This window comes from Gymnodinialimonas sp. 202GB13-11, assembly GCF_040932485.1.
In the GTDB taxonomy this organism is placed as follows: domain Bacteria; phylum Pseudomonadota; class Alphaproteobacteria; order Rhodobacterales; family Rhodobacteraceae; genus Gymnodinialimonas; species Gymnodinialimonas hymeniacidonis.
Genome location: NZ_JBFRBH010000001.1, coordinates 1331704 through 1356995, shown reverse-complemented (window position 1 = coordinate 1356995; position 25292 = coordinate 1331704). Strand labels below are relative to the sequence as shown.

Here is a 25292-nt window from a genome sequence, read left to right as displayed (position 1 = left end):
GGGTGCGGCGGGGTCTACTTCCTTGTCCAACCCCAAAGGCATAGAAGCTCCATGGCGACATGGGCGCCGGCGACAGCAGTGATACCGGCAGTATCAAAAGGCGGAGAGACTTCGACGACATCACCGCCAACCAGATTGATGCCCGCCAGTTCACGTAACAAGATCGCGGCCTGTCCGCTGCTGAGGCCGCCCCAAACGGGGGTTCCCGTGCCGGGTGCGAAGGCCGGGTCGAGGCCATCAATGTCAAAGCTCAGGTAGACCGGTGCATCCCCGGCGCGCGCTTTGACTGCGGCGGCCACCTGCGCGGCGCCGTCTTCGTGGATTTCGCGGGCATCGTGGATTTGTATGCCGAGATTATCTTCGACGACCGTACGGATACCGATGTGGGAAGACCGAGCGACATCAATCAGCCCCTCTTTCACAGCCGTGTAGCAAAACGTGCCATGATCGATCCGGGACGGGTCATCATCGGGCCAGGTGTCCGTGTGTGCATCAACCTGGATCAAAGCGAGCGGACCGTGGACGGCAGCATGGGCGCGCAGAATTGGGAGGGTTATGGAATGATCGCCACCAAGGGTGATGGCTGCGGCCCCTGCCCCAAGGATGCTGGCGATATGCGCCTCAATCCGGTCGGGCACGTCAGCGGTATGGGCGTAGTCGAATGCCATGTCACCGTAATCGGCTATCGCGAGCGCCTCTAACGGCGAATAGCCATCCCAGCCATAGGGCGGATCATAGGGCTGAAGGGCAGAGGCTTCGCGGATCGCGCGGGGGCCAAGGCGTGTGCCGGGGCGATTTGTGACGGCTTGGTCAAACGGAATGCCCGTGACCGCAACATCCACGCCCGCAAGGTCCTTGGTGTAGCGCCGCCGCAGGAAGGACGTCGCGCCGGAGAAGGTGTTCTCAAAGGCTGGTCCCTTCAAATCTTGACGCGTGAACGCCCCATCAACTTCGTTTTTTGCGTCTTCCAATGCCATGTGCTTTGCCTTTCCACCGCCGTACCCCTAGCTACACCGCAGATTTCGCAGGACGAAAGCGTGAATTGATCCATCTTGTGCGGCAATCGGCAGTGCGCGATGGTTCGGGCGCGCGAATAAAGGGCATGAGCATGGGCAATTCAGACGATCTGAAAGCACAATTTCTGGAAGGGATGAGCCGCGCGGCCGCATCCGTTTCTGTCGTTACAACCGATGGCGCGGCCGGACGCGGCGGCGTGACTGTATCGGCCATGACCTCGATCTCGGCCGATGGTGAGACGCCTACGATGCTGACCTGCCTGAATGCGTCGTCCTCGGCGCTGCCGCTGGTGCTGGAAAATGGCTGCTTCTGCATAAACGTACTGCGCATCGGGCAAACCGATATTTCAGACGTATTCTCATCCCGCAGGCCCGCGCCGGGTGGCGATAAGTTCAATGCGGTGACGGTCGAGCCTTTGGCCACGGGTGCACCGTCGTTGAGTGAGGCGCTGGTCAGCTTCGATTGCAAACTGATCTCGGCGGAGCGCCACGGGACGCATCACATCTGCATCGGCGCGGTTGAGGCAGTGCGCGTGGCCCCGGATGGGGATCCGCTGCTTTATGGTATGCGCAAGTACCTGCGCGCAGAGGCGCATTAAGCCCGTTCAACTGCGAGCTGACGCGATCTGTTCTCGATCCCAATCGCTGAGCTGTGCTTGAGACACGGCGTCATCGAGGTCGTTCAGCATGGCATTTGCCGCGTCATCAAAGACATCTGGTCCGTTGGCCTTCACCGCTTTGAGCGCAAGGATCAAACGAACGAGCACCTCACATGCCCCCGTACCGTCGCGCAGGATCACCCGGAACGCATCATCCAGCATGTCGGAAGGATCTATTGATTGGACATGCACCCGATCAAACGCGACATCCGGGCCCTCGCGCACTTGCCATTCCGACAGCACCGCCACTTGCCGACCTATCACAGCAATCGCCGTGCCGGGATCATTCACGCCAGGCGACAACGCGCGCGAGGCGATTTCAGCGAACACCACCATCCCAAAGCGTGGGTCCTGATCAAAATCCCGGGTGCGGTCGATGGTGAATGCCTCGCAAAGCGCCTCGCATAGTTGAGCCGAGGGAGCATCCCCCAGAACAAACACCAGCGGCTGCTTGGGGTGCACAAAATCGCCCGGAACAGCGCCGAGCCAGAGGCGAAGATCAGCCTTCTCTGCAAGGTCTTGCAGCTCTCGCATGTCGATATGTTGGATGTAGCCCGTCCGCCCACCGGTTATTGGCTGCGCACCATCCGGGATCACGCCGTCGCTTGGTACGCCTTGCAGGTATGGTGCCTTCAATCGTGTGGCCAGTGCATGCCGCGCCGCGTCTTCGACACGGTCCAGCGTGTTCTCCATCCGCCCGAAATCCGGCAAGTAGGCGATCCAGCGGAGCAGCGCCAAAACAACAACAACGATCACCAGAATGGTCGCACCAAACAGAACAACGCGGCCTCCGTCGTCATAATAGCTGGCGTTCAATCCGATGATCGCCACGATCGAATAGACAAAAGCCCCCAGAAAGGTCGCCAGCGTCGTCTGGGTGGTATGATCTTCCTGCAGTAGCGCGATTGCCCGCGGCGTGGCCGTGCTGGAGGCGGCGATATATGCGTTCACGGCGATGGACAGAGAGAAGGTCGTCACCGCAAGCATCGACGTCGACAGGATCCCCAGCACTTGGTCGACCGCATTGCCGCCCAACGCGTCTGCCCATCCGTCTGGCACGAACCGCGACAAGGCAGGCGCTGCGATGGCGGCCAATATGGCAAGCAAAGCAAACGCGGCCACACGGACCCAAAGCCGGCGCAATACACTGCGCAGCATCCAAAGCCATTTTCCGATCATGCGGGTTGGGCCAATTCGACAAGGCGCGCGAAATAGCTGGCGCCTATGGGGGCGATGTCGTCATTGAAATCGTAGGCGGGGTTGTGAAGCCCGGCCCCTTCACCCGCCCCGAGAAACAGGTAGGCGCCGGGTCGCGCCTCAAGCATATAAGCAAAATCCTCCGCGCCCATTTCCGCGCCAGCGTCGGGGACGACCCGTTGAGCTCCGACGACATCGCGCGCGACATCCACGGCAAAGCTGGTTTGATCTGCATCATTCACGGTGGCGGGATAGCCGCGTTCATAATCCAGCACAGCCTTCACGCCATAGGCGGCGGCGGTTCCATCGACGATCTCTGCCATGCGCCTTTCGACCATATCCTGCACAACAGGATCGAACGTGCGCACCGTCCCGTTCACAAAGGCCTGACCGGGAATGATATTGCTGGCCGAGCCGGAGTGGATTTGTGTGACCGACACCACCAGATCGTCACTTGGCCGGTGATTGCGTGACACGATGGTCGCAAAGGCCTGAGCAATAGCAATGGCAGGTGGAATGGGATCAACCGTTTCATGCGGGTAAGCGCCGTGGCCACCCTGCCCTTCGATGTTGATGTAGAATGTGTCGACGGCGGCCATGATCGGCCCAGGCGTTGTAAAGAACTGCCCCTCCGGCGCGCCAGGCACGTTATGAATGGCAAAGACACGCCCGATATCGAAGCGGTCCATGACACCTTCGTCCACCATGACTTCGCCCCCGCCGCCCTCTTCTTCCGCCGGTTGGAACAGCAGTGCAACACGGCCAGAGAAATTGCGCGTCTCCGCCAGATATTTCGCGGCCCCTAGCAGCATGGTCGTGTGCCCGTCATGGCCACAGGCGTGCATTTTGCCTGACACGGTTGAGGCATGATCAGCCCCTGTGACCTCCTCCATCGGCAACGCATCCATGTCTGCGCGCAGACCGATGGTCGGGCCGGGGCGTCCACTGTCGATGATGGCAACAACACCTGAAGTCGCGATACCCGTGTGGATATCAGTGATCCCGAACTCTGTGAGGCGCTCAACGACGAACGCGGCCGTCTGATGGCAATCGAATTCCAATTCCGGGTGCGCGTGAAGGTGCCTGCGCCAGGTCTTCAGATCGTCCGCCATGGCGGCGATGGAGTTGATGACGGGCATGAAGCCTCCAGCGGTACGTTGTGAGATATGCTTAACCTGCAGTGGTGGGCGAAAATGTCTAGGGCAACGCCACGTTGCGTGACCTGTTTGCGCGCATATCAGTCAACGCGGTGAGCGCTTGCCCTCCGCCAGCGCTTGGCCCATCACCGGGGCATGACTGATTTGCCGTCCGACCCTTTGCCCCGCCTGCGCGCCATCATGGCGCACTTGCGCGATCCTGAGCATGGATGCCCGTGGGATGTGGAGCAGACATTCGCGTCCATCGCGCCATACACCATTGAAGAAGCCTATGAGGTCGCGGACGCCATCGAGCGTGGCGATATGGAGGAATTGAAGGGCGAATTAGGGGATTTGTTGTTTCAGTCCGTGTTCCACGCCCAAATGGCCGAAGATGCGGGGCTGTTCGATCTGGATGATGTGGCGCAGAGCATTGGTGACAAGATGATCGCGCGGCACCCCCATGTTTTTGGAAGCGAAAGCAACCAAAAGTCTGCGGACCAGCAAGTGGCAGATTGGGAAAGCGTCAAGGCCGCGGAACGTGCTGCCAAGCAACGTGGCGGTGTTTTGGATGACGTGGCGCTTGGCCTGCCTGCATTGATGCGGGCGGAAAAGCTTCAAAAACGGGCCGCCCGTGTAGGTTTTGACTGGCCGGAGATCGGGCAAGTGCTGGAAAAAATCACAGAAGAAGCGAAAGAGCTCGCAGAGGCCCAGGATAGCCTGCCTCACGATAAGATCGTCGAAGAGATGGGCGATCTGATGTTTGTGATGGCCAACCTTGCCCGGCATCTCAAGGTTGATCCCGAAACCGCCCTACGCCAAGCCAATGCGAAATTCGTGCGGCGATTTCGTTATATAGAACAAGAGCTTACGAAACGTTCTTCAAGCCCGTCGGAGAGTTCCCTTGAAGAGATGGATAAGCTCTGGAACGACGCGAAGGGGGTTGGCCTTTAGGGATTTGTCTTTGCCGCTGACCTCGACAGAAATTGCTCGTTGGGATTCCGCTCGGAAACTACACCATCAAAGCGTTGTTCAAAACGCAACAGACGGCAACTTTTCCAGTGGCAATGCTGGCGATACAGCGGCCTTCATGCAATCTTAATGGCAACTGCCTACGACACACGCAAATATACTCAGGGGACTTGTGATGATCCGTCTTGCCTCGACGACCGCTGTGCTACTTTGCTCTTCCATCGCCGCTTTCGCCGGTCCGGTTGAAGTGCCACCGCCCCCGCCGCCCGTTTATGTTGAACCCGAAACCTGCGCACAGGCTTTCGACTGCTTCTATGGCGGGTTCGAACTTGGGTTTGGCGACGGTTATGTCGACGAAATCGCTCAGCCGGTTGCTGGTGCAAACTTCCCGTCGCGCACCTTGACCTTCGACGGTGAGGCATACGGTGTCTTTGCGGGCTACAACGTCCAAAATGGGTCGACCGTATTCGGTGGAGAGGTGCGGTATCTGCACGTTGACCTAACGGACGCCAGCGGCGCTTTCGAGATTGACACAATCCTCGACATTCGCGGGCGTGTGGGCCTCGCGTCTTCCGACGCTCTGATGATCTATGGTGCCGCCGGTTGGTCCACGGTCAGCACAATGGCTGGCGTTAATGCGTTTGACATGACCGGTTTCAACTACGGTGTAGGTGTTGAGTATAACATCAACGAAAGCCTGTTTCTGGGTGCCGATGTAACGGGTCGTCAGGTTGAAGGATCTGCGGGTGTATTCGATTACGACGCCGTGCTGAACACTGCCACGCTTCGGGCGGGCTTCCGGTTCTGATCCGAACCGCAACCAAATGATGTAAGGCCGCTCCACTTCGGGGCGGTCTTTTCGTTTGCGGCTACCGATTTCCGCGCCTATGGCCTTTGGCATGTTCAATGTTGCCATCCATGTCTGCGCCTGAAGCCCCACCCTCCAACGTCCCCCTCGCCGCATTGTGGATGAGTGGGGCCGTGATTGCCTTCTCGTCCATGGCCATCGCAGGGCGTGAGCTTTCGACCACACTCAGCACTTTTGAGTTGATGACGTACCGCTCGATGATCGGGATGGTGTTGGTTGTGGCCATTGCGGCAGCCTGCGGCACGCTGGGACAGGTCAAAACCAACCGATTGCGCGACCATGGTCTTCGCAACATCTTCCATTTCACCGGACAAAATCTTTGGTTCTGGGCCGTTGGCGTAATCCCCCTCAGCCAGGTCTTCGCCCTGGAATTCACCTCGCCCCTCTGGGTGATGGTTCTGGCCGCGATCTTTCTTGGCGAACGGCTGACATGGATCAAAGCCTTGGCGGGGTTGGCTGGGTTCATCGGGGTTTTGATCGTGATCCAACCGGGCTCCGTCCCTCTCTCGTCCGGTATGGTCGCTGCGGGTGCCGCGGCGCTGGCCTTCGCAATCACGGCCATCTTCACCAAGCGCCTGACGCGGGATCAATCAATCACCTGTATCCTGTTTTGGCTAACCGCCATCCAACTGGTGCTTGGCCTGGCGTTTTGCCTTTACGATGGCACCATGGCGTGGCCCAGTCTGGCCGCCTGGCCCTGGGTGATCGTTGTGGCCATCTCGGGCCTTGTCGCGCATTTCAGTTTGACCAGCGCCATCTCGCTTGCTCCGGCCTCGGTTGTGATGCCCATCGACTTTGTGCGCCTGCCCGTCATCGGCGCATTGGCCTTTGTGCTTTATGGGGAGCCACTGGAATGGTCGGTCGTTTTGGGGGCGGCGTTGATCTTCGGGGCGAACTACCTCAACGTGCTGACCGAGCATCGCCGCAGCCAATCCGCGCGATAGTGTAGCTTTTGTGACACAGCGATTTCCTTACCTTGCCCTCTGCCCCGTCCTGACGTTGCGGAATATTTGACCGAAACGGCCCTTTTCCGCCTTTAGTGTACGCAGGACATTTTGGGACATACAGGTCGGGGAGGCACTCATGACCCGCTATACACTCACCGCAGCCGCAGCGCTGCTGGCATCCACAAGCATCGCAAGCGCGGGTGGCATTGACCGTGCCGCGCCAAGCACTTCGATCCTGTTCGAAGAGGGCACCTATGTTGAAATCGGCTACAGCTTTGCCGATCCGGAAATCTCGGGAGCAGTCAATGGCGCGCCACTCAATTCTGGCGATATCGGTGCTTCGTTCAGCTCTGTCTCTGTCCGATACCGCCAAGACCTGACCGACGAATTGTCGTTCGCGTTGATTTTCGATCAGCCCTACGGCGCGTCAGTCGATTACCCAACGGGAACTGGTTATCCGTTTGCCGGATCAACGGCTGAAATCACGTCGCAGCAATTGACGGGTGTTTTGCGTTACCAGATCAACGAAAACGTTTCGGTTTATGGTGGTTTGCGCGCCCTGCGGGCAACGGGTGATGCTTACGTGAGCGCAGGCACAGCCTTCACGTACTATTTGGACTCTGAAAGCGAGTGGGCCCTTGGCTACATGGTAGGTGCTGCCTACGAAATGCCAGAGATAGCACTTCGCGTAGCGTTGACCTATTACAGCGGTATCGATCTGACGCTGGAGGGTGTTGAAACACCCGGCGCAGCGGGCACACCGGAAGCTGGATTGGCGGCGGCCGCTCCGGCTACTTCCTTTGAAGTGAACATGCCCCAGCAAGTGCATCTGGAAGCACAATCCGGGATCGCGGAAGATACGCTCCTGTTCGGGTCCGTTCGCTGGACGGACTATGGCGGCTTTGCCATCACGCCGAACCGCTACCCGACGCCTTCGGGTAACCTCGTCGATTATGATGATGATGTCTTCACGTTCGCGCTTGGTGTTGGCCGTCGTATCAACGACGAGTTTTCCGTTTCCGGAACCGTTGGCTATGAGACTGAGCGCGGCGGGTTCTCGGGCAACCTGGGCCCAACCGATGGCGTTTTCTCGCTGGGGCTTGGCGGTGAATACACGATGGGTCAAATCAGCCTCGCCGGTGGCATCCAGTATTCCTGGATCGGCAACGCCGACACGCAGCTCGGCGGCGGTGCTACCTCTACCTTCTCGGACAACTCCGCTCTGGGTGTTGGTCTGCGGGTCGGCTACTCCTTCTGATCGCTCTGCGTTCGCAAACGTTTGCCCCGCGCGCCATCCGGCTGCGCGGGGTTTTTCTTTGCTCATGCAGCAGGTTCCGGGTCGCGCGCAGCCATTCGCCCGCGTAGACCGGACCCATGAACCAGACCTCTGTCAGCACCCATGCTTGGATCCTCATGGCCGCCCTTGGCGCAATCTGGGGGGCGTCGTTTCTGGCAATCAAGGTGGGGTTGGAGGAGCTGCCGTTCCTGACCCTTGTCGCACACCGCGTCTTCTGGGCCTGCTTAATCCTTTGGGCCTATGTGCTGATCCGTGGCCTCCCGATCCCGCGTGATCCGCGCATCTGGGGCGCGTTCTTGGTGATGGGTTTGCTGAACAACGTGATCCCCTTTGGCCTGATGGCTTGGGGGCAGCAATTCATCGAGACCGGGCTGACCTCCATCTTTAACGCAGGCACGGCAATCTTCGGTGTGCTTGTCGCCGCAGCCGTCTTCGCGGATGAGCGGTTGACCCCACGCAAGTCGCTTGGCGTTCTGGTGGCCTTTTTCGGGGTTGCTGTTGCAATTGGTCTCGACAGCTTCCGACAGTTCGACATCCGCTCTATCGCGCAGCTGGCAGTTATAGGCGGCACGATCTCATACGCCTTCGCCGCGGCCTGGGCGCGCAAGACGATGTCGCATCTGCCGCCGCAGGTCTCCGCCGCCGGGATGCTGACCGGGGCAAGCCTGATCATCCTTCCTGTGACGTTCGCAATCGACGGCGTACCGCAAGTACCCACCCTGCCCGCGACATGGGCTGCGATCCTTTACTTCGGCGTTGTCGGCACCGCTTTGGCCTACCTGCTCTACTACCGGATCATCGCTTTGGCAGGCTCTGGCAATGCCATGCTTGTGACCCTCCTGATCCCTCCGGTGGCCATCGTGCTTGGTGCAGTGGTTTTGGGGGAGCGTTTGGCGCCGTCTGCTTTCGCTGGGTTCGGCCTGCTTGCGCTTGGCCTGATCCTGATCGATGGCCGCGCATTGGCGGTTCTGCGTAACCGCTAAATCGGTTTTTTCTTGGCGAAATGCATGACCCTGCGTAAGCTTGGCCGGGACGGCGGGCTGCCCTTTACCCAAATTCTGAAAGACACCAAATTTATGAGACATTTTATTTCGGCTGGCCTGTTGGCCGTGCTGCTTACCGGTACAGGCTTGCCTGCGGCGGTAAACGCTCAGACTGTCACGACAGAGTGGATGACCAGCGCCCAGTATCAGCAATATTTCCAGACCCAAGTTCAGGGGCGCGGCCTGTTGCTGACCTATCTGGAAGCGGCGGAATTTCACGGCCAGATCTATTACTTCGCTAATTTCGACCCGCTGCCGCCCGGCGTGGGATGGGCCACGCATCACGGTCTATCGGACGCCTCGTTCCAGCAGCGGGATCAACAGTACCGGTCCCAGGGCTACCGTTTGAGCCACCACCAGCGCTTTGTCAGTTCATCTGGCCGCGTGGCCAATCAGGCCATCTGGCTGCGTTAACGCCCTTTCAAATCCCCTTTTTTAGTTAAGGCTTAGACCATGAAATCCATATTTCTTTCTGCACTCACCGCGTTGACCATTTCTCTGGCTGCGGCGACACCTTCCACGGCCCAACAAAACACCACTGGTTGGTTGCCGCATCACGACTACCAGTACTTCTTTGATGAAGGCTTCTATCAGCCCCTTGTGCCGATCCAAGTGGATGCCGCCGTGATCAACGGGCAAGTCCACTACCACGCAACTTTTGGACCGGCGCCCGGCGGCGTGAACAATTGGGCGACGCATCATGGCATGTCAGACAGCGCCTTCGTTCAGCGGAACCTGTTCTACCAAAACCAAGGCTATTACCTGCGTCAGCAATCGCGTGTCGTGCATGCGGGCCAAGCCTACAATCAGGGCGTGTGGTACCGCTAAGGGCCTGACATGGCTTGCTTCGGGCCGTCTGCCCGTGGCAAGCCTGCGCCTATGAAACTGCTCTACGACAGCCCCGCCGCTTTCCGCGAAGCGCCAGAGAAGCGCATCGCCGTCTTCGGCATGTCCGGGCTTGGCAAAACCGTGCTGTCCAACAAGCTGCGCGCACAAGGCGATTGGTTTCACTACTCGGTCGATTACCGCATTGGCACCGCCTATATGGGCGAGCACATCACCGACAACCTGAAGCGACAGGCCATGCAGGTGCCGTTTCTGGCGGAGTTGTTCCGCTCCGACTCGATCTACATCGGCTCCAACATTACCTTCGACAACCTGGCCCCCCTGTCCACGTTCCTAGGCAAGCCCGGTGACGCGTCGAACGACGGCCTACCCTTTGCAGAATACAAGCGCCGCCAAGCGCTGCATCGCCGAGCCGAGGTGAATGCGCTGCTCGACACAGCGCCGTTTATACACCGCGCACAAACGCTTTATGGCTATCCGAATTTCATCTGCGATACGGGCGGGTCGATCTGCGAGGTCGTGGATCCGACTGATCCCGATGACGAGGTGCTGAGCGCGCTAGCGGCGCAGACCCTGACGATCTGGATCGAAAGCCCAGAGGGGCATGAAGCCGAGCTGATCCGCCGGTTCAAATCCAACCCTAAGCCGATTTACTATCAGCCCGAGATGCTTGATGCGCTCTGGCAGGGCTATCTGGACGACACGGGCCAGTCGGAAGCGCAGGTTGATCCCGACGCTTTCGCCGTCCACGCCTTCACCAAGGTCATCCACCATCGCGCCCCGATCTACGAGGCGATGGCGCGGAATTGGGGTGTCAGCGTCACGGCTGCCGACGTGGAATCGGTGCGTGACGCCGCTGATGCCGAAGAGATGATCGCCACGGCCCTTGGCACCGCCGCCGCGAAGGCTTAATTCCAGCCTCCCAGACAAAGCAGATCCGGTTCCATGCCCATCAAACTTCCTGACAGCCTGCCCGCCTACGATGTTCTCTCCCGCGAGGGCGTGATGGTCATGCCGGAAGACAGCGCATCGAAGCAGGACATTCGGCCTTTGCGCATCGGCTTGCTGAATCTGATGCCCAAGAAGATCCAGACCGAGACGCAATTTGCGCGGCTGATCGGGGCCTCGCCGTTGCAGATCGAGTTTTCCCTGATCCGCATGTCCGAGCATGAGACCAAGAACACATCCTCTGAACATATGGCCGAGTTCTACCGACCGTTCTCTGAAGTAGGGGCGAGCGGCGAGAAATTCGACGGGCTTCTCATCACAGGCGCCCCGATTGAACATTTGCCGTTCGAGGAAGTCACGTATTGGGATGAATTGACCCGCGTGATGGATTGGACCCAGACCAACGTGCATTCCACATTCGGCATTTGCTGGGGCGGCATGGCGATGGCCTACCACTTCCACGGCATTCCCAAGCACATGCTGGACGCCAAGGCCTTTGGTTGCTTCCGGCACCAGAACCTTGCCCCCGCCTCGCCCTACCTGCGCGGGTTCTCGGACGATGTGCTGATGCCCGTCAGCCGCTGGACGGAGATGCAGCGCGCAGAGATGGAAGCGGCGGGCATGAACACGCTGATTTCATCGGAAGAAGTCGGCCCTGCGCTGGTTGAAGACACCGCCCACCGCGCGCTCTATGTGTTCAACCATTTCGAGTACGACAGCGATACCTTGAAGCAGGAGTACGACCGCGATGTCGATGCGGGAACGCCGATCAATGTGCCGGTGAACTACTACCCCGAAGACAACCCGGCGCGTGATCCGATGAACCGCTGGCGGTCACACGCCCATCTGCTCTACGGGAACTGGGTGTCCGAGCTTTATCTGACAACACCCTACGACATGGACCAGATCGGCCTCGCCAGCACGGATTTGCGGAAATGAAGCTCCTCCTCGGTCTGGCAGCCCTCCTCGCAGTTTTGGCCGTTGTGACGCTGTGGCGGTCCAACGCGCGAGAGGCCGCGACGGAGGCCGAATATCCGCCTGTCGGGCAATTCGTGTCGGTGACGAACCCGCGCGGCGGTGATCCGATCCAGGTGCACTACGTCGACGAAGGCCCGCGCGACGCCCCGACTGTGGTGCTGATCCACGGCGCGTCCGGCAATGTGCATGACTGGACCTTCGATATGGTCGGGCGCCTCTCTGACCGCTACCGCGTTTTGGCCTTCGACCGGCCGGGTTTGGGCTACACGGATATGGTAGGCCGCAACGCAACGGCGGAAGAGCAGGCCTATGTTCTGGTCGCCGCGTCCAAGGCGCTTGGGGTGGAGACACCCATCGTGGCGGGCCATTCCTACGGCGGCTCTGTCGCTTTGGCTTGGGCGGTCTATCATCCGGATCAGATCGGTGCGCTTTTGGTTCTGGCCGGCGCGTCGAACCCTTGGGAAGGCGGCCAAGGCCTCTACTACACATTCCTCGGCAACCCCATCACCGGCCCGATCATGGCCGCTTTGATTTCAGCGTGGGTCCCTGATGCGACGGTCTCAGACGCCATCGCGGGCACCTTCTCTCCCCAATCAGAGCCCGAGGGGTATGAAGCCCACTACGGAACCGGCCTGATCCTGCGCCGCTTTTCGCTGCTGGAAAACGCCCGCCAGCGCACGCGCCTTCTGCCGCAGATCCAGGCGATGGTGCCGAGCTATCCGGATATCGCCGTCCCGACCGAACTGCTCCACGGTGATGCCGATATCGTCGTGCCGCTTTCCATTCACTCCGAGCCTCTATCACGGGCGATACCTGGCGCGAACCTCGTTGTGATGGAAGGCGTTGGCCACATGCCACACCATGCTGATCCGCAAGCGGTTGCGGACGCAATTGACCGTCTGAACGCCGCGTCGGGTTTGCGTTAAGCCCCACAAGCCCCTAATGTAATAGGGAATAACATTCGCAGCCATGCGATCCCCTGAGAGGCGGGCAAAATCATGAGCAACAAACATGTCGGCGCGATCAGCGCCTATTTCGACGACCTCGCCCCAGACTGGGTGCGCGATCAGATCGAAAGCGCTGAGAAGAACCGCGTTCTCGACCCCTCCTTCCCGTACGAAAAGCGGATGAAGCGCGCGGAGTACGAGGATCAATTGGCCGCCCTGCAGATCGAGCTGGTCAAAATGCTCGCGTGGACGCGCGATACCGGCGCGCGCGTGGCGGTGGTGTTCGAGGGCCGCGATGCCGCGGGCAAAGGCGGTGCAATCAAGCGTATTCGCGAGAACCTGAATCCGCGCGCAGCGGGCGTTGTGGCGCTATCGAAACCGACCGAACGCGAAGCCGGGCAATGGTACTTCCAACGCTATATCAAGCATTTGCCCGCCGCCGGTGAAATCCGCCTATTCGACCGGTCGTGGTACAATCGCGGCGTGGTCGAAAAGGTCTTCGACTTTTGCACCGACGCGCAGCGCGAAACCTTCTTCGCGCAACTTCCCGGCTTTGAAAGCACGCTGGTGCAGGACGGTATTCACCTGACGAAGATCTGGCTGAACGTGGGCCGTGCCGAACAGCTGCGCCGCTTCCTCGACCGCGAAGGCGATCCGCTGAAGCAGTGGAAGCTCAGTTGGATCGACGTCGAAGGTTTGCAGCGCTGGGATGCATATTCCGACGCGATTGCGGAAACGCTGGATCGCTCCCACACCACTGCCGCGCCATGGACAGTCGTACGATCTGACGACAAGCGCCGCGCGCGGCTGGCGGTCATTCGGGCGGTCCTGCAAGGGTTGGACTACGAAGATAAAGACAACGAAGTGGTTGGAGCACCCGACCCAGCCATCACCGGCTCACCCGAGATGTGGTCTGATCCCGGGCACGTGGCCAAGTAATGCCCAAACGCGGCTACCATCACGGCAATCTCAAGCAAGCGCTTGTCGACGCCGCCCTGCGCCTGATCGAGGCGAAGGGTCCGACCGGATTCACGCTGTCGGAGGCGGCGAAGAACGCTGGCGTCACCCCCGCCGCCGTCTACCGCCATTTTGAGGGCCGCGAAGACCTAATCGCGGAATGCGCTCGGCAGGGGCATGAGATCTTCGCCGACCTGATGGATCACGCCTATAATGGCGGCCAACCCACGGCTCTGGCCGCGTTTGAGGCCACGGGCCGCGCGTACCTGGCTTTCGCCCGCAAGTTCCCCGGTCACTACATGGCGATGTTTGAAAGTGGCACGTCCGCCAATGCCACGCCTGAACTGGCCGCCGCCGCCAACAAATCCCGAGATGTTCTGGAACGCGCGGCCGAGGCGCTCTCCGCCCATATCCCACCGGAAAAGCGCCCACCGCCGTCGATGTTCTCCGCCCATATCTGGGCCATGAGCCACGGTGTTGTCGAACTCTTCGCGCGCGGCCGCCCCGGCGCGAATGCGCCTTTCCCGCCCGAAGATCTATTGGAGGCCGGGATCGGCATCTACTTGCGAGGCTTGGGCCTGATCACGCCAGACAGCTGAACGGCACACCGCTCCCATAGCGCGCGTCCCTGTCTTCCATGTGCCAGAAATATCCCCGCCGGAGGCCTGTGCACCGCCTGCCTCCCCCGGAACGCGGCCAGCTGAGCCCCACCATCTGCCAAGCCAGACCCGCCCGCGCGCGTCAGCGCGCCACGCCCAAAGTTCACCAACGTCTCGCGTTAGCGAGCGGCGGTGATCACGGGAGTTCCCCGAACACGTCTTAGGCGAATAATTCGTGGCAAAGCTCCAGCGCATCTACCAACACATCGACCTCGGCCTTCGTGTTGTACATGCCGAAGCTGGCGCGCGCCGTGGCGTTCACGCCCATATGCTCCATCAGCGGCTGCGCACAATGGTGCCCGGCCCGCACAGCAACGCCCCTTTTGTCGAGCACGGTTGAGATGTCGTGAGCATGGGCCGCGCCTGCCATGGTGAAGCTGAAGATCGCACCCTTACCGGCGCTGCGTCCCTGTAGGTGGAGCCAGTTCAGCCCCTCCAAGCGCGCCTTCGCATAAACCGCAAGCTCAGCCTCATGGGCGGCGATCTTCTCCATACCCACGCCCATCATATAGTCCAGGGCCACACCAAGGCCGATCTGCTGAACGATGCCGGGCGTTCCGGCCTCGAACTTCATCGGCGGGTCATTCCACGTGACCTCATCCCGGTGCACTTCACGGATCATGTCGCCGCCACCCATGAAAGGCCGCATCTCAGCCATCCGATCCTTCCGAATATGGATCGCGCCGGACCCGCTTGGACCGTAAAGCTTATGCCCGGTGATTGCGTAGAAATCGGCGCCGAGCGCTTCTACATCCACGGGCATATGGACGGCCGATTGGGAGCCGTCGACCAACACGGCAATCCCGCGCTCATGGGCGGCCTCAACCACGGTCTTCACGTCGAACACGGTCCCAAGAACGTTCGACATATGCGCCATCGCCACCAACTTGGTCTTCGGCCCCATCGCGTCGATCACAGCTTGCGGGTCCAGATCACCATTGGCGTCCACATCGACCCACACAAGCTTCACCCCCTGCCGCTCCCGCAGGAAATGCCAGGGCACGATATTGGCGTGATGCTCGGCAATGGTCAGGATGATCTCATCGCCTGCTTCCATCCGCGGCATGGCCCATCCATAGGCCACCAGATTGATCCCTTCGGTCGTGCCGGAGGTGAAGACGATCTCATCCTCGTCCTTTGCCCCAAGGAACCGCGCGATGGTGCCGCGCACGCCCTCATATTTCTCGGTGGCGAGGTTCGACAGGTAATGCAGGCCCCGATGGACGTTGGAGTACTCCATCGAATAGGCGTTCGAAATCGCGTCAATCACGACCTGCGGCTTCTGAGCCGATGCCCCATTGTCGAGGTAAACCAATGGCTTGCCGTTCACCTCTCGCGACAGGATCGGAAAATCTGCGCGGATCGCATCAACGTCGTAACTCATGTCGGTGTTCCCGTCGGAAGGCCCAATCCCAGCAAGGACAGGACAAGGCTAAGGGTGAAGAGGATGACCATGAAGCTAAGCAGGGTCATCAAAAAGACCTGCCCCACGGACGTGAAGCCGTGCAGGACAGTGACGAAATGGCTCAGAAGCCAAAAAAACAGGACGATCGCCAGAAGGGAGATCACAGCCGCCAGCGGTGGGGCGATCAAAGCCACCATCAGTTGCAGCACCTGCAAAACGATGAAGATGAATTGCAGCCAGGTGATCAGCGCCAAAGCGCCTTCAAAGCTGCCTGTCCCGCCGAAGATGCGCCCGATATGGGTGACGGCGTGGACGGCCAGAAACAGAAAGGCCCCTTGCAGCAGGCCAAGCGCGACAGGCGTTCGCCCGGTCAGCGGCCCTTCCTCGGGCGTGCCGAGCACGAAGGTAACCAGCACGGCAAGGATCATCGAAAACACAATGGTCAGTGCAAACGCCAACCAGAGCGCCGAGCGCGGCAGGTTTAGCGCCAGCACCATCTCGGCCCCGCGCCGGGGGTCAGAGATCGTGTCGCGCACCATGTTCAACAGGATTGGAAGCCGCAATAGGTCGGTCATGCCCGCGCCTCCCATCCGGCCACGCGCAGGTTCATGGACCAGTTCCACATCAGCACGACAAACCACAGGAATCCAACCGCCGTCAGCGCAGGGCCGGGCCCGATCATGCCCCCCACCAAGCCATGAAACAGCTTCAGCGGCACCGCAACGACCAGTGCCCAGAACAGCGCGAGGCGAGAGGCCGTGGTATCCGGTACGCCGCCGAACAGCTTGACCACCAGATGGCCGACCATGGCAACGCCATAGAAAACCAACGGCAAGATCAGGAACCACACCATGATTTCCGCCGACAGAAGGGCACTGAACTTGGCATCCACCATCGCTTCGGGCACTTCAGCCCCTTCGATCGGGCGCACATCATCGCGTTCGGCGGCAATAGCGGCTTCCAGTTCAGGATTGGGCAGGTTTGCGTCGCGGGACACACCCGGCAGTTCAGAGACGAACCCCAAGGCCATTGCCAATAACAGGAACACCAAGCCTGTTTTATCGTCCGCCCCACGCGCCAACAGCCCGGCGAAAACCGGGCGCGGGCGCCTGTAGGAGCCGACGATATCGTTGACCAATGCCATCCCGCGTCAGCCCTGCCTGCGCCGCTCCAGCCAATGCATCAACCGCGCGATGATATCCTCGCGCAACGCCTCGCTGTCGATCTCCTCAATCGCTTCCGCCAAGAACGCGATCACCAGAAGGTCGGTCGCGATGTCCGTAGGCACCCCACGGGAGCGCAGGTAGAACAACGCCGTCTCGTCAATCGCGCCGGTGGTGGAACCATGGGAACAGGCCACATCGTCGGCATAGATTTCCAGTTCCGGCTTTGCCTGGAAGCTCGAGTCATCATCCAGCAGAAGCGATTGGCTGATCTGGTAGCCGTCGGTCTTCTGCGCGCCCTCCTTCACAAGGATCTTGCCCTGGAACACACCTTCGGCCCCGTTCCGCAGGACCTTTTTGTAGATCTGACGGCTCTCACAGCCCACGGCATCATGGGTGATGAAGACGGTATCGTCGTGGTGGAAGGCGCCGGTTTTTCCATCGCCAAGCGCAGCACCGGCCACATGGGCAGAGGCGTTATCACCCACGATTTCAATGACATGCTCATTGCGGGTCATCACGCCGTTGGCTGTCAGCGTGAAGCTTTTGTATAAGGAGTCCGCACCGACTCGGGCAAACATATGCGTCGCGGCACGGCGTTCATGGTCACGGCCCTGCGCGCGAACATGATGGAACGCGCCTGTTTCGGCGACGTCGATTTCCATGCATTTGTTGAAGCGTGCCGCCGCCGGGCCGACCTCAAGCACAGTCACGTCTGCGCCCGGCTCAACCTTCACCAGATGGTGCAGGATCGCGTCCGACGTCTCATCCCGATGCAGATAGATGAAACAGACCGGCTTCTGGGCCTTGCCCGTCGCACGGATCACCACACCGTCGCTGGCGAACGCTGTATTCAAGGCCGCCAACGGCCGCGCGACAGGGTCTTGTCCCGCCGTCTCCCGCACACCGTAAAGGTCCTTGGCCCAGTGAATGTCGGTCGCCATCGCGTCCGACAGCCGCTCAATTTCCAAACCGGCCATCTCTAAGGGATCGGACCGCTCAGGATCGAACACGCCATCGACAAAGATGATGTTCAGCTTGTCGATATCACCGAACACCGGGGCTTCATCCCGGTCATCGAAGATCGCAGCGCGGGGTGCCGTCGCCTGCACAAGCGTTGCCGGATCGGTGTAGCGCCAATATTCATCCCGCCGCGTCGGAAGGCCCATTGCACGGACCCGCGCCAAGGCGGCGGCGCGCGCCTCATTCGCCCACCCTGCCCCTTCAGGCATCGAAAGCCCGGCAAGCCGCGCCTCGGTAACGTCCTGTTTCACAGCCGGAGCCGCCATTACGCCACCTCCGCCAGAATGTCGGCATAGCCGTTCTTCTCGACCTCAAGGGCCAGCTCCGGGCCGCCGGTCTTCACGATGCGGCCGTCGGCCATGATGTGCACGACGTCGGGCTGAATGTGGTCCAGCAAGCGCTGGTAGTGGGTGATCACAAGGAAACCCCGCCCCGCATCGCGCAGCGCGTTCACGCCTTCGGAAACGAGCTTCATAGCGTCCACATCGAGGCCCGAGTCCGTCTCATCAAGGATGCACATTTTCGGCTCAAGCATGGCCATCTGCAGGATTTCGTTTCGCTTCTTTTCACCGCCCGAGAAGCCCACATTCACCGGTCGCTTCAGCATATCGGCGTCGATCTTCAGATCCTTCGCCTTGGCGCGGATCAGCTTCAGGAAATCGCCCGCACTGATCTCTTCCTCGCCACGGGCCTTGCGCTGAGCGTTCAATGCTGTGCGCAGGAAGGTCATGTTGCCGACACCGGGGATCTCAACCGGGTACTGGAACGCCAGAAACAGGCCCGCCGCCGCGCGCTCTTCCGGGTCCATATCCAGCAGGTTTTCGCCTTCCAGCGCGGCGGAGCCACCTGTCACTTCATAGCCATCGCGGCCCGACAGCACGTATGACAGCGTCGACTTGCCCGAACCATTGGGCCCCATGATTGCATGGACCTTGCCGGCCTCGACACTCAGGTCGACGCCTTTCAGAATCTGCTTGTCTTCTTCTTCCAGTTTGACGGCCAGGCCTTTGATCTCAAGCATCTTTTTCTTCTCCTTTTTCGCTAGGGGCCAACAAGAAATTCTCGTTGGAACCGTAGCGTTGGAACGTATCTACGATGCGGTAGCTCTTGTTCTCGACCCAAGCGAGAAAGCCATCGCGGTTCACATTGTCAATTTCGATAAACATGGTCGGGCGGTCGCGCGCGATCGTCGCATCCAACCCCTCAAGCACGGTCAGTTCCATGCCTTCCACATCAATCTTCACGAAGTCAGCGCGGACATCGCCAAGCATATCATCGGCCTTACGCAGAGAGATATTGCCGCCATCCAGTTCGACAAGCTTTGCCCCGCCCAGATTGCCGCCCCAATACTCAACGCCAAACCCGTCAGAGTTCTGGTTGGATACGCCGTATCCCAGCCATGACAGGTCGACGACATCCTCCAGGCCGTTCAGGACAACGTTGGCCGTCAACACTTCGTAGGCGGCCGGGTTAGGCTCAAACGCAACCACCTTTGCGGCATCCAGAACCATGGCGACATAAACCGCGTGGTTTCCTACGTTAGAGCCGATGTCGATAAAATTGGTGCCCGGCGTGAACGCCTTGCGGATGATGTCCAATTCCTCGGGCTCGTAGAACTCTCCGGCCAGATGATGGCGTTGAATTTCATCGTTTGGGTTGTCCACCGCAAACATCACGCGCCGCCCGTCGAAAAAGGCGCAACCGATGTGAAACTTCCCAAGCGCAACCGGCTTTTGATCCCGAAGGTGCGCCATGCGGTCGGCAGGCGAAATCTCGGCGTGCGTTGGGTTTCTGCGCTTGGCCATCGCTATGCCTCCGACGTGAATGAAACGGGGGCAGCGCGCAGCTCTGCCGGGAAATGGCGCAAAAGACTCTCGCGGCAACGCGCAATGCCTTCAGTGTAGGGAAGCGGATGATCCTTAACGGCAAGGGCCGCTGCAGGTACATCCTCGATTTCAACCGGATAGGTCATGTCGCGCCCGATTGACGCGGCATAGTCGTGGTATTTCAGACGGCCCTGTTCGGTTGGGTCCATCCAGGTATTTGGAATGCCATAAGCGTCCGCCACGATCAGGCCATGCAGGCTGGCCGAAAAAACGTGGCGTGAGGCGGCAATCTCACGGCAGACCGTCACCGGGTCCAAGCGCACATCGATCAGATGCAGCGCCGGATCAGCCTCCACCATGTCGACAAAGCGCGGGTCTTCCATCTGGCTGTGATGGGGCACAATGGCGATCCGATCATGACGCTCCGGCACCGGCCCGATCACGTCATCGGCCAGCAGCCCAGGATCCCCGAATTCGGTCATCTTCAGGCGCAGGAAGGCGGCAGAGACCGGCCCGCGCAGCAAACGCACTCGCACATTCTCAAGGAAATCCTTGCGATAGAACGGGTTCAGCAACCCCGTCCCCCATAGAATTGGCCCCTCGCCCCGGCTATGATCCGTCCAATGCTTGGCGATCACATGCATCAAGCTGCCTAACGCAAACAGCTCCGCTTGCTTGGGACGCACCTGCTCAACCTGCCGGCCCGAGACATGCTCAACAATCAGATGGCTCAGCGCATCGCCGAAATTCGGCGCAGGCCAGTAGTAAAGGCGCAGCGGAGCGGTCATGCACTTTCCTCCGGCACCAACAGAAAATTCCGGTTGTCCGCGTAATGCTTGATCGACGCCGGGATCACGAAGCCATTGGCCAGCCGCCAATCGGCGAAGTCGTGGATATTGGCGCGGTCACATTCGACCAGCAAAACCGGACGGCAGCGCCGGATCGTCTTCTGCAACCCACGCAGCACCGACATCTCCATGCCTTCTACGTCGATCTTTATGAAATCGGGGCTTTCATCCCGCAAAACATCATCCGGGCGCACAGTCTGGATATCGCCTTGCCCGGGCACCATCCGCGCGGCGCCTAAGTTGAACTCCCGCTCGGTCATGCCGAAGCCATCGCTGTCCAGGTCAGAGGCCCCCACGCCGATATGGTCAAAGACAACCTTCTCCGACAGGCCATTCATTACGATGTTGAGAACCAGCAACCGGTAAGCCAGCGGGTTTGGCTCGAACGGAATAATCCTCCCCGCCCCACAGAACAGCCCGGCATAGAGCGAATGGTTGCCCACATTCGCACCAATATCCACAAACGTGCCGCCGTCGGGCAGATACTTGGCGGTAAGCGCCAATTCTTCCGGCTCGTAAAAGACACCCTTTCGATGCCGCTTCTGGATCGGATCGCGCAGCATGTCGGTGGCAAATCGCACCAACTGGCCGTCGATTTCGGCATCGGTCACGACAATATCGTCCATGTAGCGCTGTGCGTCGGCCAACAATCGGCGCGCATCCCGCCCATAGGCGCGATCCTCGATATGCAGCGCATCCGCTCTCACTGCGATTGCTCCGGCATCAAACCCGACGCGCGCAGGACCAAGGCGAACACCCAGATCACCACAAAGAAGATTGCGGTTGTGGCAAGCAACATCGAAATCATGCCCATGGGACTCATCCCCATGGCCGGATCAAGCGCCAGCACGCCTGTCACCAACACCGGAAACGGCATGGATAGCAGCAAACGCGAACGCCAATTGTTCATGCCTAGAAAAAGCTGCTCTTGCACCGTCAGATCGGTGTCGCGGCGCGCTGCCCACCATTTTAGGGACATAATCGGCAAACCAAGCATCAGCCCAAGCAGGACAAAAATCCCGGCCGACAAAGCCATTTGCGGCAAAGGCGCCCCAACCGACATGAACAGTCCGGCAAGCCCGCCCCCCAAGGCGACCAAAGGCACGTTGCGCACCAGGTAGCGCGCGAGACCGTCCGAGGCCGCCGCGCGTTCCTTCACGCGATCCGGGTTCTGAGGTTCAACCATCGACTCTTTCCGCAGCCATTTGCGCAGATGCACCCGAAGGTGTCAGCCCACTGACCCTTCCAGCGAAATCGCAACCAATTGCTGCGCTTCCATGGCAAACTCCATCGGCAGCGCTTGCAGCACTTCGCGCGCGAAGCCGTTCACGATCAGGGCCACGGCCTCTTCCTCGTCCATGCCACGGCTCTGGCAGTAGAACATCTGATCGTCATCCACCTTGGACGTCGTCGCCTCATGCTCCACGCGGGAGGAGTTATTCTTCACCTCGATATACGGCACAGTGTGCGCGCCGCATTTGTCGCCGATCAGTAGGGAGTCACACTGGGTATAGTTGCGGCTGTCCTTCGCCTTGGGATGCATCGACACCAACCCGCGGTAGGTGTTCTGCGCACGGCCCGCGCTGATCCCCTTGGAGACAATCCGCGATTTCGTCCGCTTACCCAGATGAACCATCTTCGTGCCGGTATCGGCCTGCTGCATGTTGTTGGCGATGGCGATGGAATAGAACTCGCCCTGGCTATCATCACCGCGCAAGATACACGATGGATACTTCCACGTTACGGCAGAGCCTGTTTCCACCTGCGTCCACATCACCTTGGAGCGATCTCCCCGGCAATCGGCACGCTTGGTCACGAAGTTATAGATCCCGCCTTTGCCGTTCTCATCGCCCGGATACCAGTTCTGCACCGTCGAATACTTGATCTCCGCATCGTCCAGCGCGACCAACTCGACCACAGCTGCGTGCAACTGATGCGTATCGCGCATCGGCGCGGTGCAGCCCTCAAGGTACGACACATAGCTGCCGGCATCCGCGATGATCAGCGTCCGCTCAAACTGGCCGGTGTTCTCGGCGTTGATGCGGAAGTAGGTGCTGAGTTCCATCGGGCACTTCACCCCCGGCGGGATGTAGACAAACGACCCGTCCGAGAAGACCGCCGAGTTCAACGTCGCAAAGAAATTGTCGGTGATCGGTACAACCGAGCCCAGATACTTCTTCACCAGATCCGGGTGGTCCTTGATTGCCTCTGAGATCGAGCAGAAGATCACGCCCGCCTTCGCCAGTTCCGCCTTGAAGGTCGTTCCCACGGATACGCTGTCGAACACAGCATCCACGGCAACCTTGCGATCCTCCGGCGCAGGCTCCACCCCCGCCAAAATCGCCTGCTCCTTCAGCGGGATCCCCAATTTTTCATAGGTGCGCAGCAATTCCGGATCGACCTCATCGAGCGATTTCGGCTTCTCCGTCATGCTCTTGGGGCGCGCGTAATAATACTGGTCCTGATAGTCGATGGCCGGATAATCGACCATCGCCCATTCAGGCTCTTCCATTTGCTTCCAGCGCTTGAATGCCTGCAGACGCCAATCCAGCATCCATTCCGGCTCACCGTTCTTCTCAGAGATCAGACGAACGATATCCTCGTTCACGCCCTTGGGCGCATATTCCATTTCGATCTCGGTATCCCAGCCGTACTTGTACTTCCCGCCCAGGCCCTTGACCGCATCGACCGTTTCCTGATCGACCCCGTCTTTGACGACAACATCCGTATCGAGTGCGCTCATCTCAAACCCTCCAAACGCGCGTCATGCGCGTGACATCTTCTTTTCACGGGCGGCCAGCCAAGCGTCACAAAACGCTTTTACCTCCGCCTCCGTCGTCTGTGGCCCAAGCGACACCCGCAACGCGCAGGCGGCTTGCTCCTCTGAATATCCCATGGCGCGCAACACGCCCGAGGCTCTCACCTTGCCGCTGGAACAGGCCGATCCCGCCGATACGGCAAATCCCGCCAGATCCATCGCCATGACCTGCGTCTCGCCCTTCCACCCTTCGGCGATGAACATCGAGGTGTTCGGCAGGCGATCCGCGCCTTTCCCGACAAAAATAGTCGATTGCGCAGCATCTTCCAGAGTCTTTTCTAGAATATTTCTAAGTTTCTCAACCCGAGACCATGCGCCATCCGCCAAATCTTGCGCCGCCGCCTGTGCCGCGGCCCCAAATCCAGCGATGCCGATCAGGTTCTCAGTGCCATGGCGGCGGCCCATCTCCTGCCCGCCGCCCTTGATGCGCGCCTGCAGATCAAGGCCACGCTTCAACACCAGCGCGCCAACGCCCTTCGGCCCTCCAATCTTGTGGGCTGAGATAAAGGCCATCTCAACACCGGACCAATCGAACGCTAGCGGGATCTTCCCAAAACCTTGCGTCCAGTCACTCACCGCCAATCCATCCGGCAGGGTCTGCACCACGCCCGTCTCGGAATTCGCCACCTGAACGCAGGTGCACGCAGGCTCCGACAGGGCTACGATCCCGTCGCCGGACACGTCCAATTCTGCCTCACCCCAGGCCAAAACTGCATCATGCTCCACGCCCGCCACGCGCAATCCGCGCCCGGCCATGGCCAAAGCCGCCGCTTCTGTCGCGCCAGACACAAACACGATATCCGCCGCCTGCGCGCCCAACGCCTCCGCCACCTGCGCCCGCGCCCGTTCCATCATGGCTTTCGCTGCGCGCCCTTCGGTGTGAACGGACGAGGGATTGCCGACGACATCCATCGCGGCTTCCATCGCGCGACGCGCTTCAGCCCTGAGCGGCGCGGTCGCGTTCCAATCCAGATAGGCCCGCCTCATGCCCGCCCGGTCGCATCGTCACGCGCCAACTCTTTCATCTTGCCCGAAAAGCTCCCCCCGGAGGGTTCAGGATCAGCCGCCTGCGATCCCGGTTCGCAAATCTGCACGATCACCGGCCCGGAACGCCGCGATTTTTCGCCAGAAAAATCGCCCCCGGCGACGCCGAAGGCGGCGCAATACCTGCCGCGCACCGGCCTACTCATCCACCAACTCGAACAGGTTCGGCACGGCAGGGCATGGCGTCAGGTCGTTCTTCACCACATCTGACAGCCGTGTCTGATGCAGGAAAACATAGACATGGGCTGAAAAGCCCTCCCACAACCGGTTGGTCAGGCTTTGCGCGCGGCTGCCCGAGGCTCCACCAGAGGCCCCGGCCCCGGTGTGCAGAGCAGAAACCGTTTCATCCACCGCTTCAAAAATCTCGACCACACGAATGTCACTCGCCGCCCGCGCCAGGCGGTAGCCGCCGCCCGGCCCCCGAACCGAAATCACCAAATCAGCCCGACGCAGCTTCACGAACAACTGCTCAAGATAGGGCAGCGAGATGTCCTGACGCTTCGACAGATCCGACAACGGCGTCAACTGATCGGCAGGCTGCAAGGCAAGGTCGGCCATTGCCACCATCGCGTAGCGCCCCTTGGTGCTCAGTTTCATGGCCACACCCCCGAAAATTAAGCGCAAGGAAAGGCACTGTTGCCGCCCTTCCGATTGACCTTTCGCGCCCTCCCGCTTAACTGCGGAACAGCCCGGCG

At 60.1% G+C, this 25292-nt stretch carries 28 protein-coding genes; 13 read left to right on the top strand and 15 right to left on the bottom strand.

Going from position 1 to position 25292, the window contains the following annotated elements; genetic code table 11:
* Positions 1–14: 14 nt before the first annotated feature.
* Entirely contained in the window at positions 15–977 is a 963-nt protein-coding gene (gene speB, locus V8J81_RS06820) for an agmatinase (protein WP_368474996.1), read from the bottom strand.
* A gap of 131 nt (positions 978–1108) precedes the next feature.
* On the opposite strand from speB, the gene V8J81_RS06815 reads away from it, so the two are divergent.
* Positions 1109–1615 (top strand): flavin reductase family protein, encoded by a 507-nt coding sequence (locus V8J81_RS06815; RefSeq protein WP_368474995.1) that lies wholly within the window; start codon positions 1109–1111, stop codon positions 1613–1615.
* A 6-nt stretch (positions 1616–1621) separates the two neighbouring features.
* Here V8J81_RS06815 and V8J81_RS06810 read toward each other — a convergent pair whose 3' ends face one another.
* Positions 1622–2833, bottom strand: coding sequence for a DUF2254 domain-containing protein (locus V8J81_RS06810; RefSeq protein WP_368474994.1), 1212 nt, complete (start codon positions 2831–2833; stop codon positions 1622–1624).
* A gap of 17 nt (positions 2834–2850) precedes the next feature.
* Positions 2851–4011, bottom strand: a complete 1161-nt coding sequence (locus tag V8J81_RS06805) for a M20 aminoacylase family protein (RefSeq protein WP_368474993.1) — start codon at positions 4009–4011, stop codon at positions 2851–2853.
* A 153-nt stretch (positions 4012–4164) separates the two neighbouring features.
* On the opposite strand from V8J81_RS06805, the gene mazG reads away from it, so the two are divergent.
* The 12 genes from mazG to V8J81_RS06745 all read left to right on the top strand — a co-directional run bounded on the left by mazG (position 4165) and on the right by V8J81_RS06745 (position 14410).
* Complete coding sequence (gene mazG, locus V8J81_RS06800; protein WP_368474992.1) at positions 4165–4962, top strand: nucleoside triphosphate pyrophosphohydrolase; 798 nt, start codon at positions 4165–4167, stop codon at positions 4960–4962.
* Between the two features lie 193 nt (positions 4963–5155).
* Positions 5156–5788, top strand: a complete 633-nt coding sequence (locus V8J81_RS06795; protein ID WP_368474991.1) for an outer membrane protein — start codon at positions 5156–5158, stop codon at positions 5786–5788.
* Positions 5789–5898: 110 nt separating this feature from the next.
* Positions 5899–6792 carry a DMT family transporter gene (locus tag V8J81_RS06790; protein ID WP_368474990.1) on the top strand — a complete coding sequence of 298 codons (894 nt, stop codon included), beginning with the start codon at positions 5899–5901 and terminating at the stop codon, positions 6790–6792.
* 139 nt (positions 6793–6931) lie between these two features.
* Positions 6932–8053, top strand: a complete 1122-nt coding sequence (locus V8J81_RS06785; protein ID WP_368474989.1) for an OmpP1/FadL family transporter — start codon at positions 6932–6934, stop codon at positions 8051–8053.
* 116 nt (positions 8054–8169) lie between these two features.
* On the top strand, positions 8170–9075 hold the full coding sequence (locus tag V8J81_RS06780) for a DMT family transporter (protein WP_368474988.1): 906 nt from the start codon (positions 8170–8172) through the stop codon (positions 9073–9075).
* 24 nt (positions 9076–9099) lie between these two features.
* Positions 9100–9549: a hypothetical protein gene (locus V8J81_RS06775; RefSeq protein WP_368474987.1), complete on the top strand. Its 450-nt coding sequence runs from the start codon at positions 9100–9102 to the stop codon at positions 9547–9549.
* 39 nt (positions 9550–9588) lie between these two features.
* Positions 9589–9963 carry a hypothetical protein gene (locus V8J81_RS06770; protein WP_368474986.1) on the top strand — a complete coding sequence of 125 codons (375 nt, stop codon included), beginning with the start codon at positions 9589–9591 and terminating at the stop codon, positions 9961–9963.
* A 51-nt stretch (positions 9964–10014) separates the two neighbouring features.
* Positions 10015–10893 carry an ATPase gene (locus V8J81_RS06765; protein ID WP_368474985.1) on the top strand — a complete coding sequence of 293 codons (879 nt, stop codon included), beginning with the start codon at positions 10015–10017 and terminating at the stop codon, positions 10891–10893.
* 33 nt (positions 10894–10926) lie between these two features.
* Positions 10927–11868, top strand: a complete 942-nt coding sequence (locus tag V8J81_RS06760; RefSeq protein ID WP_368474984.1) for a homoserine O-succinyltransferase — start codon at positions 10927–10929, stop codon at positions 11866–11868.
* Positions 11865–12833: an alpha/beta fold hydrolase gene (locus tag V8J81_RS06755; RefSeq protein ID WP_368474983.1), complete on the top strand. Its 969-nt coding sequence runs from the start codon at positions 11865–11867 to the stop codon at positions 12831–12833. Before V8J81_RS06760 ends, V8J81_RS06755 begins: the two co-directional genes overlap by 4 nt.
* Positions 12834–12905: 72 nt before the next feature.
* The gene (gene ppk2 / locus V8J81_RS06750) at positions 12906–13793 is read left to right on the top strand and encodes a polyphosphate kinase 2 (protein WP_368474982.1); all 888 of its coding nucleotides are present in this window, start codon (positions 12906–12908) and stop codon (positions 13791–13793) included.
* Positions 13793–14410 carry a TetR/AcrR family transcriptional regulator gene (locus tag V8J81_RS06745; RefSeq protein WP_368474981.1) on the top strand — a complete coding sequence of 206 codons (618 nt, stop codon included), beginning with the start codon at positions 13793–13795 and terminating at the stop codon, positions 14408–14410. Before ppk2 ends, V8J81_RS06745 begins: the two co-directional genes overlap by 1 nt.
* A 220-nt stretch (positions 14411–14630) precedes the next feature.
* Here the strand turns inward: V8J81_RS06745 and V8J81_RS06740 are convergent, their stop codons facing one another.
* The 12 genes from V8J81_RS06740 to iscR all read right to left on the bottom strand — a co-directional run bounded on the left by V8J81_RS06740 (position 14631) and on the right by iscR (position 25194).
* The gene (locus V8J81_RS06740) at positions 14631–15854 is read right to left on the bottom strand and encodes a cysteine desulfurase (protein ID WP_368474980.1); all 1224 of its coding nucleotides are present in this window, start codon (positions 15852–15854) and stop codon (positions 14631–14633) included.
* The gene (locus V8J81_RS06735) at positions 15851–16450 is read right to left on the bottom strand and encodes a Yip1 family protein (protein ID WP_368474979.1); all 600 of its coding nucleotides are present in this window, start codon (positions 16448–16450) and stop codon (positions 15851–15853) included. Before V8J81_RS06735 ends, V8J81_RS06740 begins: the two co-directional genes overlap by 4 nt.
* Entirely contained in the window at positions 16447–17019 is a 573-nt protein-coding gene (locus V8J81_RS06730; protein ID WP_368474978.1) for a hypothetical protein, read from the bottom strand. The genes V8J81_RS06735 and V8J81_RS06730 overlap by 4 nt, the downstream gene beginning before the upstream one ends.
* A 6-nt stretch (positions 17020–17025) precedes the next feature.
* Positions 17026–18327, bottom strand: a complete 1302-nt coding sequence (locus tag V8J81_RS06725) for a SufB/SufD family protein (protein WP_368474977.1) — start codon at positions 18325–18327, stop codon at positions 17026–17028.
* Positions 18327–19082 carry a Fe-S cluster assembly ATPase SufC gene (gene sufC, locus V8J81_RS06720; protein ID WP_368474976.1) on the bottom strand — a complete coding sequence of 252 codons (756 nt, stop codon included), beginning with the start codon at positions 19080–19082 and terminating at the stop codon, positions 18327–18329. Before sufC ends, V8J81_RS06725 begins: the two co-directional genes overlap by 1 nt.
* Positions 19075–19866 (bottom strand): FkbM family methyltransferase, encoded by a 792-nt coding sequence (locus tag V8J81_RS06715; RefSeq protein WP_368474975.1) that lies wholly within the window; start codon positions 19864–19866, stop codon positions 19075–19077. Before V8J81_RS06715 ends, sufC begins: the two co-directional genes overlap by 8 nt.
* 2 nt (positions 19867–19868) lie before the next feature.
* On the bottom strand, positions 19869–20675 hold the full coding sequence (locus V8J81_RS06710) for a polysaccharide pyruvyl transferase family protein (protein WP_368474974.1): 807 nt from the start codon (positions 20673–20675) through the stop codon (positions 19869–19871).
* Positions 20672–21442: an FkbM family methyltransferase gene (locus tag V8J81_RS06705; RefSeq protein ID WP_368474973.1), complete on the bottom strand. Its 771-nt coding sequence runs from the start codon at positions 21440–21442 to the stop codon at positions 20672–20674. Before V8J81_RS06705 ends, V8J81_RS06710 begins: the two co-directional genes overlap by 4 nt.
* Positions 21439–21921, bottom strand: coding sequence for a hypothetical protein (locus tag V8J81_RS06700; protein WP_368474972.1), 483 nt, complete (start codon positions 21919–21921; stop codon positions 21439–21441). The genes V8J81_RS06705 and V8J81_RS06700 overlap by 4 nt, the downstream gene beginning before the upstream one ends.
* A 42-nt stretch (positions 21922–21963) precedes the next feature.
* Positions 21964–23478 (bottom strand): Fe-S cluster assembly protein SufB, encoded by a 1515-nt coding sequence (gene sufB, locus V8J81_RS06695; RefSeq protein WP_368474971.1) that lies wholly within the window; start codon positions 23476–23478, stop codon positions 21964–21966.
* Between the two features lie 21 nt (positions 23479–23499).
* Entirely contained in the window at positions 23500–24540 is a 1041-nt protein-coding gene (locus tag V8J81_RS06690; protein WP_368474970.1) for a cysteine desulfurase family protein, read from the bottom strand.
* 195 nt (positions 24541–24735) lie between these two features.
* Positions 24736–25194, bottom strand: coding sequence for a Fe-S cluster assembly transcriptional regulator IscR (iscR, locus tag V8J81_RS06685; protein ID WP_368474969.1), 459 nt, complete (start codon positions 25192–25194; stop codon positions 24736–24738).
* Positions 25195–25292 lie beyond the last annotated feature (98 nt).